The 11993-nt window shown below is 64.7% G+C and carries 14 protein-coding genes; 8 read left to right on the top strand and 6 right to left on the bottom strand.

Translation table 11 applies throughout. The annotated features are described in order from the left end of the window. Positions 1–38: 38 nt before the first annotated feature. Positions 39–887 (top strand): carbon-nitrogen hydrolase family protein, encoded by an 849-nt coding sequence (locus tag L6D89_RS19390; protein WP_236200826.1) that lies wholly within the window; start codon positions 39–41, stop codon positions 885–887. A gap of 2 nt (positions 888–889) precedes the next feature. After that, on the top strand, positions 890–2332 hold the full coding sequence (gene tldD, locus L6D89_RS19385; RefSeq protein ID WP_236200825.1) for a metalloprotease TldD: 1443 nt from the start codon (positions 890–892) through the stop codon (positions 2330–2332). Between the two features lie 40 nt (positions 2333–2372). Here the strand turns inward: tldD and yjgA are convergent, their stop codons facing one another. After that, positions 2373–2897 (bottom strand): ribosome biogenesis factor YjgA, encoded by a 525-nt coding sequence (gene yjgA / locus L6D89_RS19380; RefSeq protein ID WP_024766553.1) that lies wholly within the window; start codon positions 2895–2897, stop codon positions 2373–2375. A 116-nt stretch (positions 2898–3013) separates the two neighbouring features. Between yjgA and pmbA the strand changes: the two genes are divergently transcribed. The 6 genes from pmbA to L6D89_RS19350 all read left to right on the top strand — a co-directional run bounded on the left by pmbA (position 3014) and on the right by L6D89_RS19350 (position 8333). Continuing rightward, positions 3014–4363, top strand: coding sequence for a metalloprotease PmbA (pmbA, locus tag L6D89_RS19375; protein ID WP_236200824.1), 1350 nt, complete (start codon positions 3014–3016; stop codon positions 4361–4363). A gap of 148 nt (positions 4364–4511) precedes the next feature. Beyond that, positions 4512–4895, top strand: coding sequence for a FagA protein (locus L6D89_RS19370; protein ID WP_236174403.1), 384 nt, complete (start codon positions 4512–4514; stop codon positions 4893–4895). Further along, positions 4888–6279 carry a class II fumarate hydratase FumC gene (gene fumC / locus L6D89_RS19365; protein WP_236200823.1) on the top strand — a complete coding sequence of 464 codons (1392 nt, stop codon included), beginning with the start codon at positions 4888–4890 and terminating at the stop codon, positions 6277–6279. The genes L6D89_RS19370 and fumC overlap by 8 nt, the downstream gene beginning before the upstream one ends. Positions 6280–6308: 29 nt before the next feature. Further along, positions 6309–6758, top strand: a complete 450-nt coding sequence (locus L6D89_RS19360) for a DUF2753 domain-containing protein (protein WP_236174405.1) — start codon at positions 6309–6311, stop codon at positions 6756–6758. 32 nt (positions 6759–6790) lie between these two features. After that, the gene (locus L6D89_RS19355; protein WP_236200822.1) at positions 6791–7417 is read left to right on the top strand and encodes a superoxide dismutase; all 627 of its coding nucleotides are present in this window, start codon (positions 6791–6793) and stop codon (positions 7415–7417) included. 22 nt (positions 7418–7439) lie between these two features. Then, positions 7440–8333 carry a ZIP family metal transporter gene (locus L6D89_RS19350; protein WP_373873609.1) on the top strand — a complete coding sequence of 298 codons (894 nt, stop codon included), beginning with the start codon at positions 7440–7442 and terminating at the stop codon, positions 8331–8333. A 16-nt stretch (positions 8334–8349) separates the two neighbouring features. On the opposite strand, the gene L6D89_RS19345 is transcribed toward L6D89_RS19350, so the two are convergent. The 5 genes from L6D89_RS19345 to L6D89_RS19325 form a co-directional block, all read right to left on the bottom strand. Next, positions 8350–8622 carry an HPr family phosphocarrier protein gene (locus tag L6D89_RS19345; protein ID WP_184588989.1) on the bottom strand — a complete coding sequence of 91 codons (273 nt, stop codon included), beginning with the start codon at positions 8620–8622 and terminating at the stop codon, positions 8350–8352. Positions 8623–8656: 34 nt separating this feature from the next. Continuing rightward, the gene (rapZ, locus tag L6D89_RS19340) at positions 8657–9514 is read right to left on the bottom strand and encodes an RNase adapter RapZ (RefSeq protein ID WP_236174408.1); all 858 of its coding nucleotides are present in this window, start codon (positions 9512–9514) and stop codon (positions 8657–8659) included. Positions 9515–9516: 2 nt separating this feature from the next. Beyond that, entirely contained in the window at positions 9517–9984 is a 468-nt protein-coding gene (gene ptsN / locus L6D89_RS19335) for a PTS IIA-like nitrogen regulatory protein PtsN (RefSeq protein WP_236200821.1), read from the bottom strand. A 9-nt stretch (positions 9985–9993) separates the two neighbouring features. Then, the gene (hpf, locus tag L6D89_RS19330; protein WP_017518151.1) at positions 9994–10302 is read right to left on the bottom strand and encodes a ribosome hibernation-promoting factor, HPF/YfiA family; all 309 of its coding nucleotides are present in this window, start codon (positions 10300–10302) and stop codon (positions 9994–9996) included. 78 nt (positions 10303–10380) lie between these two features. Further along, entirely contained in the window at positions 10381–11883 is a 1503-nt protein-coding gene (locus L6D89_RS19325) for an RNA polymerase factor sigma-54 (RefSeq protein WP_236174409.1), read from the bottom strand. Positions 11884–11993 lie beyond the last annotated feature (110 nt).

The following is an 11993-nucleotide window of genomic DNA, read 5'->3' as shown; positions in this document are numbered from 1 at the left end:
TCGGTTAGCATGAAACCCAGGTATTCCCGGAGCTGACCATGTCCATCGCCGTCATCCAGATGGTCAGCCAGGACGATGTCCTGGCTAATCTCGCCACCGCCCGTCGCCTGCTGGAGCAGGCCGCCAACGGCGGCGCACGCCTTGCCGTACTACCGGAAAACTTCGCCGCCATGGGGCGCCGAGACCTCGCGGACATCGGCCGTGCCGAAGCCCTTGGCGAAGGCCCGATCCTGCCCTGGTTGAAAAGCACCGCCCGCGACCTCAGGTTATGGATAGTCGCCGGCACCCTGCCGTTGCCGCCGGAGAACCAGCCGGAAGCCAAGGCCAATGCCTGCTCGCTGCTGGTGGACGAGCGCGGTGAAGTGGCGGCGCGCTACGACAAGCTGCATCTGTTCGACGTGGACGTTGCTGATGCCCGTGGTCGCTATCGCGAGTCGGACGACTACGCCTTCGGCCAGCGCGTGGTGGTGGCGGATACGCCGGTCGGGCGGCTGGGGCTGACGGTCTGCTACGACCTGCGCTTTCCCGAGCTTTACACCGCGCTGCGCGAAGCCGGCGCGGAGCTTATCAGTGCCCCCTCGGCATTCACCGCGGTGACTGGCGCCGCGCACTGGGAAATCCTCATCCGCGCCCGCGCCATCGAAACCCAGTGCTATGTGCTGGCGGCTGGACAGGGCGGGACCCACCCCAAAGGACGGGAAACCTGGGGCCAGTCGGCCATCGTCGACCCCTGGGGGCGTATCCTGGCCCAGCAGGCCAAGGGCGAGGCCGTGCTGCTGGCCGAGCGCGACAGCGAGGAACAGGCGGCGGTGCGGCAGCGCATGCCGATTGTCCGGCACAGAAGATTTTTCCCGCCGGTCGAACCACGACCGGCGCGTACGGAGTGAATATGAGCGAACTGTTGTCATCCGTCAGCCAGCACCTGCTGGCCCCCGGTGGTCTGGATATCGACCAGCTGTCGCCGATCCTGCACGAGCTGAGCGGCCCCGGCATCGACGCCGCCGACCTGTACTTCCAGAGCCAGGTCTCCGAGTCCTGGATGCTCGAAGACGGCATCGTCAAGGAAGGCAGCTTCCACATGGACCAGGGCGTCGGCGTGCGCGCACAGTCCGGTGAAAAGACCGGCTTCGCCTACAGCAACGCGATCAACCACGAAGCGCTGATCCAGGCTGCCCGCGCTGCACGCTCGATCTCCCGAGCCGGGCAGAATGGCACGGTGCAGGCGTTCCAGGCCGTGGTGCCGACCCGCCTGTATGCCGGCGAGAACCCGCTGGACGTGATGAGCCGCGCCGAGAAGGTAGAGCTGCTGCAGAAGATCGACGCCGCTACCCGCGCCCTCGATCCGCGCATCCAGCAGGTCACCGTCAGCCTTGCCGGCGTCTGGGACCAGGTGCTGATCGCCGCGGCGGACGGTTCGCTGGCCGCGGACATCCGCCCGCTGGTGCGTTTCAACGTCAGTGTCATCGTCGAGCAGAACGGCCGCCGCGAGCGCGGTGGTCATGGCGGCGGCGGTCGCACTGATTACAAGTACTTCCTGCAGGAAGACCGCGCCATGAGCTACGCCCGCGAGGCGCTGCGCCAGGCGCTGGTCAACCTCGAAGCAGTTCCCGCGCCGGCCGGCAGTCTGCCGGTGGTGATGGGCGCCGGCTGGTCCGGCGTGCTGCTGCACGAAGCCGTGGGCCACGGCCTGGAAGGTGACTTCAACCGCAAGGGCAGCTCGAACTACAGCGGTCGTATCGGTGAGAAGGTCGCGTCCAGCCTGTGCACTATCGTCGATGATGGCACCATCGCTGGTCGCCGCGGTTCGCTGTCGGTGGACGACGAAGGCACGCCGACCAACTGCAACGTGCTGATCGAGAACGGCATCCTCAAGGGCTACATGCAGGACAAGCTCAATGCCCGCCTGATGGGCGTGGCGCGCACCGGCAACGGCCGCCGCGAGTCCTACGCGCACCTGCCGATGCCGCGCATGACCAACACCTACATGCTGGCCGGGCAGAGCGATCCGCAGGAAATCATCGCCAGCGTCGAGCGCGGCATCTACTGCGCGAATCTCGGTGGCGGCCAGGTGGATATCACCAGCGGCAAGTTCGTCTTCGCCACCAGCGAGGCCTACCTGATCGAGAACGGCAAGATCACTCGCCCGGTGAAGGGCGCGACCCTGATCGGCAACGGCCCGGAAGTGATGAGCCGGGTGTCCATGGTCGGCAACGACCTGGCACTGGACAGCGGCGTGGGCACTTGTGGCAAGGACGGTCAGTCCGTGCCGGTCGGTGTCGGCCAGCCGACCCTGAAGATCGACGCGATCACCGTTGGCGGCACGGGCGCCTGAGGTCGTTGCCCGTGAGGCTCGACGTGCTGAACGCGGCTGCTCAGCGCAGGCCGCGTTTGAGCTCGTCCAGCTCGCGGATGTACTTGAAGATCTTCCGCGCTGCGGCCGGAGGCTTGTTGTGAGCGGCCTCGTGCTGGGCGTGGCGGATCAGTTGGAGCAGATGCTGGCGGTCGCTTTCCGGGTATTCGCCGAAGAACGCGGACAGCGCTGCGTCACCGCCGGTGATCAGGTGGTCGCGCCAGCGCTCCAGGGCGTGGAAGCGTTCGTTGTACTGGCGGGTCGAGGTATCTACCTGTTCCAGCAGGGCGAGGATGGCCTCGACGTCCTGGTCGCGCATCAGCTTGCCGATGAACTGCCGATGGCGTTTCTTGGCGGCATTGGCCTTGTGCTTGGGTGCTTCTTCCAGCGCGCGGCGCAGCGGATCGGTGAGCGGCATGCGGTCGAGCATGTCGGCCTTGAGCGTGGTCAGGCGCTCGCCGAGTTCCTGCAGCGCGTGCATTTCGCGTTTTACTTGCGACTTGCTCTTCTCATCGAAGGACGAGTCGTCATCGTGAATTTCAGCCATGGCGGGGGTCTCTTTGAAAACGCCGCCATGATAACGAGTCAGGGGCCGCTTGTCCGGCCCGCGCCGGTTGCCGCCGCCTGATGGCGGGGCCGGAACATGAACAGGAGAGGCATGCAATGAGCGAACACAACCCGGCAGTGAGCCCGGAGGTCCTTCCCGAACTGCACGAGCAGGTCGAGCGGATCATTGCCGAGGCTTCCCGGCAGGGCGCCAGCGCCTGCGAGGTGGCGGTGTCGGTGGAGCAGGGGCTGTCGACCTCGGTGCGCCAGGGCGAAGTCGAGACCGTCGAGTTCAACCGCGACCAGGGCTTCGGTATCACCCTCTACGTCGGCCAGCGCAAGGGCTCGGCGAGCACCTCGGCGACCGGCGCGGACGCCATCCGTGAAACCGTGGCAGCGGCGCTGGCGATTGCCAAGCATGCTTCCGAGGATGACTGCGCTGGCCTGGCGGACCCTGCGCTGATGGCGCGGGACCTGCCGGACCTGGATCTCTACCACGGCTGGTCGATCACCCCCGACCAGGCCATCGAGCGCGCGCTGGCCTGCGAGGCTGCCGCGTTCGCCACCGACAAGCGCGTCACCAAGGCCGACGGCACCACGCTGAACACTCACCAGGGCTGCCGCGTCTACGGCAACAGCCATGGCTTCGTTGGCGGCTATGCCAGTACCCGCCACAGCCTGAGTTGCGTGATGATCGCCGAAGGCGAAGGGCAGATGCAGCGCGACTACTGGTATGACGTGAACCGCCGCGGTGAGCTGCTGGCGACTCCCGAATCCATCGGTCGCCGTGCCGCCGAGCGCGCCGCCAGCCGGCTCGGCGCGCGCCCGGTGCCGACCGCTGAAGTGCCGGTGCTGTTCGCTCCGGAAGTCGCGGTCGGCCTGTTCGGCCACTTCCTCGGTGCCATCTCCGGCGGTAGCTTGTACCGCAAGTCATCCTTCCTCGAAGGTGCGCTGGGCCAGCGGTTGTTCCCGGAATGGCTGACCCTGGACGAACGCCCGCTGCTGCGCGGCGCGCTGGGCAGCGCCTCGTTCGACAACGACGGCCTCGCCACCTATGCCAAACCCTTCGTCGAAGGCGGCGAGCTGGTTTCCTATGTGCTCGGCACCTACTCCGGGCGCAAGCTGGGCATGCCCAGCACGGCCAACTCCGGCGGCGTGCACAACCTGTTCGTCAGTCATGGTGACGAGGACCAGGCCGCCCTGATCCGTCGCATGGGCCGTGGCCTGCTGGTCACCGAGCTGATGGGGCAGGGCGTCAACCTGGTGACCGGCGATTACTCGCGCGGCGCCGGTGGCTATTGGGTGGAGAACGGAGAAATCCAGTTCCCGGTACAGGAAGTCACCATTGCCGCCAACCTGCGTGACCTGTTCCGCAACATCGTCGCCATCGGCAACGACGTCGAGTACCGCGGCAACCTGCACACCGGCTCCGTGCTTATCGAAAAAATGATGGTCGCCGGTAACTGATCCACCCGCCGCGGCCAGCATGGCCGCGGCTTTCAGTCCGTCCCAAAGCCCTTCTCCAGACTGGCCGCCCAGCGCATTGCGTTCGGGCGGCTTGTTTTTTTGATTCTCGCAAACAATAATCAATCTCATTATCGATTGAGGGATTGCCATGTTTGTCGAGATCGACAGCTCGATCACCGACCGCTGGTACCGCCTGGGGACCCGCATCCGCTGCGCCCTGGAGCCGGATGAGCCGCGTCTGGTCGAACAGTACTTGTGCGAGGCGCGTTACCTGGCGGCCTGGGAGCCGGTGCCGGCCTGGCGCCTCTTCGAGAAGTGCTTCCAGTTGCTGCTCGACAGCAGCCGCGACATCGCATTGCCCTGGCACTGGCGGGTGCTTTGCCTGGATCACGCCTATCTCCCTCTACGCGAACTGCAACGCCTGGCGACCTCTACCGCTCAGCGCCAACGCCTGTGCCTGCTCGGCCGGCGGATGGCGCAGCAGGAGATGGCGCCTTCCCTGAAGCTGCAAGAAGGAATCGAGAATGACTGACAGCCGTATCGAACGCGACAGCATGGGCGAACTGGAGGTGCCGGCTGCGGCGCTCTACGGGGCCCAGACGCAGCGGGCGGTGAACAACTTCCCGGTGAGCGGCCAGCGCATGCCGCGTCCGTTCATCCGCGCGCTGCTACTGGCCAAGGCCGCCGCGGCACGCGCCAATGTCAGCCTAGAACAGATGGACGCGGAAACCGGCGCCGCCATCGTTGCCGCCTGCGAGGAACTGCTGGCCGGCGACCTGCAGCAGCACTTTCCGGTGGATGTGTTCCAGACCGGCTCGGGCACCAGTTCGAACATGAACGCCAACGAAGTGGTCGCGACGCTTGCCAGCCGCCGCCTGGGCAAACCGGTCAACGCCAACGACCAGGTCAACTGCGGGCAGAGCAGCAACGACATCATCCCCTCGACCATCCACATCAGTGCGGCGCTGGAGATCCACCAGCACTTGTTGCCGGCGCTGGACCACCTGCATGCAACCCTGGAGAAGAAGGCCAGGGCCGTGCACCAGCATGTGAAGACCGGACGCACTCACCTGATGGACGCCATGCCGGTGCGCCTGAGTCAGGTGCTTGGCGGCTGGGCGCAGCAGGTACGCCAGGCCTCGCAGGGCATCGAGGGACAACTGCCGGCGCTGCAGCAGCTTGCTCAGGGTGGCACCGCCGTTGGCACTGGAGTGAATGCGCATCCACAGTTCTCCGCGCGCTTCTGCGAGGAACTCAATGGCCTGACCGGGCTGGTGTTCCGTCCCGGCGATGACTTCTTCGCGCTGATCGGCGCCCAGGACATTGCGGTGGCCACCTCCGGCCAGCTCAAGGCCCTGGCCGTGGCGTTGATGAAGATCGCCAACGACCTGCGCTGGATGAACTCCGGCCCGCTCGCCGGCCTCGCCGAGATCGAGCTCGAAGCGTTGCAGCCGGGTTCGTCGATCATGCCGGGAAAGGTCAACCCGGTCATTCCCGAAGCCACCGCGATGGTTGCCGCCCAGGTCATGGGCAACGACACCACCATCGCCGTCGCTGGCCAGTCCGGCAATTTCGAGTTGAACGTGATGCTGCCGGTGATCGCCGACAACCTGCTGCACAGCATCCATCTGCTGGCCAACGTCAGCCGCCTGCTCGCCGACAAGGCCATTGCCAGCTTCAAGGTCAACGAAGCGAGCCTGCGCGAGGCGCTGTTGCGCAACCCGATCCTGGTCACCGCACTGAACCCGATCATCGGCTACCAGAAGGCCGCGGAGATCGCCAAGCAGGCCTACCGCGAAGGCCGGCCGATCATCGACGTTGCGCTTGAAAGCTCTGATTTGAAAGGGACTGACCTGGACCGTGCCCGCCTCGAGCAACTGCTCGATCCCGAGAAGCTCACCGCCGGCGGACTCTGAGTCCGCCCCACCCGCTGGAGGAACCTGCCATGCGCCATTGGCAACGCACCATCGAACTGGGCAACCGCTGCTTCATTCGCAACGAGTTGATCGATGCCCGTGAGCACTACCTCCACGCCCTGGCGCTGGCGCAGGTGCTGCTGGATCGCTGGCATGACGCCGAGGAAGCGGTGATGGCCTTCGTCATCTCGCACCACAACCTCGGCGACCTGCACCTGCAACTGGGCCAACCAGAGGAAACCGCCGAGTACCTGTGCGCCTGCCACGAGCGCCTGCTGGTGCTGGGCGAGGACCTGCGCAAATGCTCGGATCTGCGCGCGGCGGCGGTGCAGCACAGCCGCCGTACCTACGTCGAACTGCTCAACTTCATCGGTGAGCACGGTACCTATCCGCGCACCCAGCGCCTGCTGCGTCGCCAAGGCGCGGTCGAGTTGCGCCCAGGGCTGTTCACTGCCGTTCAATCGATGCGTTATCACTGAGTCGATGCGCTACCACTGAAGAAGGTTCGAAGATGCCCCACGTCCTGCCTGCCTTGACCTACGCCTACGATGCCCTGGAGCCGCACATCGATGCGCAGACTATGGAGATCCATCACAGCAAGCATCACCAGACCTACATCAACAACCTCAACGCGGCGCTGGAAGGCACCGAGTTCGCCGAGGTTGCGGTGGAGGAACTGCTGCAGCAACTCGACCGCCTGCCCGATGCCCTGCGCGGCCCGGTGATCAACAACGGCGGCGGCCACGCCAACCATTCGCTGTTCTGGACCGTGATGGCGCCGGATGGTGGCGGCCAGCCGCAGGAAGAGCTGCGTCGGGCGATAGACACCGAGCTGGGCGGCTACGACGCTTTCTGCCAGGCCTTCACCAAGGCTGCGCTGACCCGCTTCGGCAGCGGTTGGGCATGGCTGTGCGTCGATCCGCAGGGCAAGCTGGTGGTCGAAAGCAGCGGCAACCAGGACAGCCCGCTGATGCAGGGAAACCTGCCGATCCTCGGCCTGGATGTCTGGGAGCATGCGTATTACCTGCGCTACCAGAATCGCCGGCCGGAATACATTGCAGCTTTCTACAACGTCGTGGCCTGGCCGGAAGTACTGCGCCGCTACCGGCAGGCGTTGCAGGCACGAGGGCAGGGATGAAAGCGGTGGACCTGCGATGCGCCTGAGCGTCCAGAGCTTGCGTGAAAGCGGTGGGCGCAATCTGCGCTGGCTACTGGGGCTGGGCATCGTCCTGGGCGGCGGCGTGCTGGTGGCGCAGCATCTGATGCTGCTGGCAAGGCTGTCGCTGTCTGCACCCATGTACCTGGCCCTGCACGGCGGCATGCTCTGCGCGCTCGGCACCGCTCTGGGCGCGCTTCCCGTGCTGCTGGTACGTAGCATGCCGGCGCGTATCGCCGATGCGATGCTCGGCTTTGGCGCCGGGGTGATGCTGGCCGCTACGGCCTTCTCGCTGCTGTTGCCTGCACTGGAAGCCGCCGAAGTTTCCGGCCGGCCGACCTGGTTGGCGTCACTGCTGGTCAGCCTCGGCCTGGCGCTGGGCGCATTCGGCCTGGCGGTGTTCGGTCGGGTGCTCGAAGACGCGCAAGCGAACATTCAGGGGGCGGCCGAAGGCAAGGTGCCCGCACGCATCCTGCTGTTCGTCGCCGCCATTGTCCTGCACAACATTCCCGAAGGCATGGCCGTAGGCGTCGCGGCTGGCGGGGAAGTGCAGGGCGCCAGCGGCTTGGCGCTGGGCATAGCCCTGCAGGACGTACCCGAGGGGTTGGCCATTGCGCTGGTACTGGCGGGGGCGGGTGTGTCTCGCGGCAAGGCGGCGTTGGCGGGGGCTGCTTCCGGGCTGGTCGAGCCGCTGTTCGCCGTGCTCTGTGCCTGGCTGATCGGGATTTCGCGAATGTTCCTGCCCTGGGGGCTGGCCGCGGCGGCGGGGGCGATGCTCTATGTGGTGGTGCGCGAGATCATTCCCGAGTCCCAGCGTCGCGGGCATGCGGCCCAGGCCACACAGGGGCTGATCATCGGCTTCTGTCTGATGATGGTGCTGGATACGTCGCTGGGCTGATCGAAGGCCCGGCGCGTCACTCGCCTTCGTCGAAGTAGTTGTTGATCAGCTCGACCAGCGCCTTGAGCGCTTCGTCTTCCTGCTCGCCTTCGGCAGCGAGGTGCAGATTGGTGCCCTTGCCGGCGGCGAGCATCATTACCGCCATGATGCTCTTGCCGTCCACTGTGCTCTCCGGGTTGCGACCTACGCGAACCTGGCAGGGGAATCGCCCTGCAACGCCGACGAATTTGGCAGCCGCACGTGCGTGCAGGCCAAGTTTGTTGATGATGGTGACTTCGAGGGCGGGCATCGCGAGGGGCTGTCCTTTTGTTGTCTGTCGCTGCTTAGCTCAGGTCGCGGTGGCGAATCTGTACGTTGGTGAGGGTTTCCTTGAGGGCCTGACCAATGCGCTCGGCAATATAGGTCGAGCGGTGCTGGCCGCCAGTGCAGCCGATGGCGATGGTCACATAGGCCCGGTTGCTCGCGGCAAAGCGCGGCAACCATTTGTTCAGGTAGGTGAGGATGTCCTGGTACATCTCCTCGACATCCGGTTGCGCCGCCAGGTACTCCTGGACTTCCGTTTCCAACCCGGTGTGGTCGCGCAACTCTGGCTTCCAGTACGGGTTGGGCAGGCAGCGCACGTCGAACACCAGGTCCGCGTCCACCGGCATGCCGCGCTTGAAGCCGAAGGATTCGACCAGGAAGGCGGTGCCCAGTTCGGGCTTGTTCAGCAGGCGCAGCTTGAGCACGTCGCGCAGCTGGTAGAGGTTCAGGTTGGTGGTGTTGAGCTTGAGGTCCGCCAGATCGGCAATCGGTGCCAGCAGGTTCGACTCGTCGCTGATGGCCTCGGCCAGGGAGCGGGTGTCGGTGGTCAGCGGGTGACGTCGACGGGTCTCGGAGAAACGTTTGAGCAGGGTTTCATCATCGGCATCGAGGTACAGCACATCGCACTGGATGTGCTTTTCACGCGCCTCCTGCAGCAGCTCGGGGAAGCGTTGCAACTGGCTGGGCAGGTTGCGCGCATCGATGGAGACGGCGACCTGGGGGTGCAGCAGCTCGGTATGCAGCAGCGCGCGCTGGGCCAGGTCCGGCAGGAGGCTGGCCGGCAGGTTGTCGATGCAGTAGAAGCCGTTGTCCTCGAGCACGTTGAGCGCGGTGCTCTTGCCCGAGCCGGATCTCCCACTGATGATGATCAGGCGCATGCTCAGTGCCCGTTGTTCTGGAAATCCACGACGATCCGGTACAGGTCCTCGCCGTTGGCGGCGTGACGCAGGCGGTCGCGGACGTCGGAGCGGTCGAGCATGGAAGCGATCTGCCGAAGCAGTTCCAGGTGCTCCTCGGTGGCTGCTTCAGGCACCAGCAGCACGAACACCAGGTCAACCGGCGCGCCGTCGAGGGCGTCAAAATCTACCGGGTGGTCAAGGTGCAGGATGGCACTGATGGGCGACTGGCAGCCGGGGAGGCGGCAATGCGGAATGGCGATGCCATTGCCGAAGCCGGTGGAGCCCAGGCGTTCCCGGGCCACCAGGCTGTCGAAGATGTCTTGGGAATCGAAACCCTGCAGCTCGCGAGCCACCAGGTTGGCGATTTGTTCGAGGACACGTTTCTTGCTGCCGCCCGGCACGTTCACGAGGGAACGGCCGGGGGTCAGGATTTGCTCAAGTCGGATCATAGAGAGGGGTTAACGAACACCAACACCTTGCTGGCGTTCGAGGTATTTTTCCTTGTGCTTGATCAGTTGGCGGTCGAGCTTGTCGGTGAGCAGGTCGATGGCCGCGTACATGTCTTCATGTTCGGCGCAGGCCACCACTTCGCCACCGGCGATGTGGAGGGTGGCTTCAATTTTCTGCTTCAGCTTCTCGACCTCCATGATGACCTGAACATTGGTGATCTTGTCGAAGTGGCGCTCCAGTCGGCCAAGTTTCTCGCCGACATAGTCGCGCAGGGCGTCGGTCACATCCAGTTGATGTCCACTGATGTTGACTTGCATACCGCTTTCTCCTTGTTGCCCGTGTGTAAGTGGCAGGTTATGAGGCCTGCCGCCGGAACACCTTGGCGTGGATCAACGTCACACCAGCCGCTTGCGCTCACTCGAGGGAGAGATCCCTAGGGACTCCCGGTACTTGGCGACGGTACGACGTGCCACTTGAATGCCCTGTGCCTCCAGTAAACCAGCGATCTTGCTGTCACTCAATGGCTTTTTCGGACTTTCCGCCGCGACCAGTTTCTTGATGATGGCGCGGATCGCGGTGGACGAGCATTCGCCGCCTTCGGAGGTGCTGACGTGACTTGAGAAGAAATATTTCAGCTCGAAGATGCCGCGCGGCGTGTGCATGAATTTCTGCGTGGTGACGCGAGAGATGGTCGATTCGTGCATGCCCACGGCTTCCGCGATGTCGTGCAGGACCAGTGGTTTCATCGCTTCCTCGCCGTATTCGAGGAAGCCGCGCTGGTGCTCGACGATCTGCGTCGAGACCTTCATCAGCGTCTCGTTGCGGCTCTGCAGGCTCTTGATGAACCAGCGTGCTTCCTGCAGCTGGTTGCGCATGAAGGTGTTGTCGGCGCTGGAGTCGGCGCGGCGCACCAGGCCTGCGTACTGCGAGTTGACGCGCAGGCGGGGGACCGCTTCCTGGTTCAGTTCGACCAGCCAGCGGTCATTGTGTTTGCGCACGATGACATCCGGGACCACGTACTCCGCTTCGCCGGATTCGATCTGCGAGCCCGGGCGCGGGTGCAGCGACTGGATCAGCTCGATGGTTTCGCGCAGCTCGTCTTCCTTGAGCTTCATGCGGCGCATCAGTTGGCTGTAATCGCGGCTGCCGAGCAGGTCCAGGTGGTCACTGACCAGGCGGATGGCTTCGCTGAGCAGGTAGGTCTTGGTGGGCATCTGGCGCAGTTGCAGCAGCAGGCATTCGCGCAGGTTGCGCGCGCCGACACCGGCGGGTTCGAGCTGCTGCACACGGCGCAGTACGACTTCCACTTCATCCATCTCCAGACCCAGTTCGGGGTCGATGGAGGCGAGGATGTCGTCTAGGGATTCTTCGAGGTAACCGTCGTCGTTGATGCCGTCGATGATGCTCAGGGCGATCAGGCGGTCGGTATCGGACATGGGGGCCAGGTTGAGCTGCCACAGCAGGTGGCTCTGCAGGCTCTCGCCAGCGGAGGTGCGAGAGGTGAAGTCCCACTCGTCGTCATCGTTGCTGGGCAGGCTGCTGGCGCTGGTCTGGTAGATGTCTTCCCAGGCGGTGTCGACCGGCAGTTCATTGGGAATACGTTCGGCCCACTGGTCCTCGTCGAGGCTGTCGACGTTGGGCGTGGTGCTTTCCTGGAAATTGTCCTGAGAGTTGCTGCTGGCGCCGTTGGCTCCCGACTCGGCGCCGTCCGCCATGGGGTCGCTGTTATCGTAGTCCTCGCCTTCTTCCTGGCGCTCCAGCATCGGGTTGGACTCCAGGGCTTCCTGGATTTCCTGTTGGAGGTCCAGCGTGGAGAGCTGGAGCAGTCGGATGGCCTGTTGCAGCTGCGGAGTCATCGTCAGCTGCTGGCCCATCTTGAGGACTAGCGATGGTTTCATGGCTGGAACTAGGCACCTTGTTCGCTGGCGCAAAGCGCGCCATATCCACGACTACGGACACCGGGGTGCCGCGAGGAAGCAAATTATATGCCTGAGTTTGGACGCTTTGC

The organism is Pseudomonas pseudonitroreducens (genome assembly GCF_021603645.1).
Taxonomy (GTDB): Bacteria; Pseudomonadota; Gammaproteobacteria; order Pseudomonadales; family Pseudomonadaceae; genus Pseudomonas; species Pseudomonas pseudonitroreducens.
This window is presented reverse-complemented; position numbering and strand designations above follow the sequence as displayed.

Bases quoted from the DNA above. Each gene is read 5' to 3' on its own strand.
- L6D89_RS19390 (WP_236200826.1), top strand. From the start codon at position 39: ATGTCCATCGCCGTCATCCAGATGGTCAGCCAGGACGATGTCCTGGCT.
- tldD (WP_236200825.1), top strand. From the start codon at position 890: ATGAGCGAACTGTTGTCATCCGTCAGCCAGCACCTGCTGGCCCCCGGT.
- yjgA (WP_024766553.1), bottom strand. From the start codon at position 2,897: ATGGCTGAAATTCACGATGACGACTCGTCCTTCGATGAGAAGAGCAAG.
- pmbA (WP_236200824.1), top strand. From the start codon at position 3,014: ATGAGCGAACACAACCCGGCAGTGAGCCCGGAGGTCCTTCCCGAACTG.
- L6D89_RS19370 (WP_236174403.1), top strand. From the start codon at position 4,512: ATGTTTGTCGAGATCGACAGCTCGATCACCGACCGCTGGTACCGCCTG.
- fumC (WP_236200823.1), top strand. From the start codon at position 4,888: ATGACTGACAGCCGTATCGAACGCGACAGCATGGGCGAACTGGAGGTG.
- L6D89_RS19360 (WP_236174405.1), top strand. From the start codon at position 6,309: ATGCGCCATTGGCAACGCACCATCGAACTGGGCAACCGCTGCTTCATT.
- L6D89_RS19355 (WP_236200822.1), top strand. From the start codon at position 6,791: ATGCCCCACGTCCTGCCTGCCTTGACCTACGCCTACGATGCCCTGGAG.
- L6D89_RS19345 (WP_184588989.1), bottom strand. From the start codon at position 8,622: ATGCCCGCCCTCGAAGTCACCATCATCAACAAACTTGGCCTGCACGCA.
- rapZ (WP_236174408.1), bottom strand. From the start codon at position 9,514: ATGCGCCTGATCATCATCAGTGGGAGATCCGGCTCGGGCAAGAGCACC.
- ptsN (WP_236200821.1), bottom strand. From the start codon at position 9,984: ATGATCCGACTTGAGCAAATCCTGACCCCCGGCCGTTCCCTCGTGAAC.
- hpf (WP_017518151.1), bottom strand. From the start codon at position 10,302: ATGCAAGTCAACATCAGTGGACATCAACTGGATGTGACCGACGCCCTG.
- L6D89_RS19325 (WP_236174409.1), bottom strand. From the start codon at position 11,883: ATGAAACCATCGCTAGTCCTCAAGATGGGCCAGCAGCTGACGATGACT.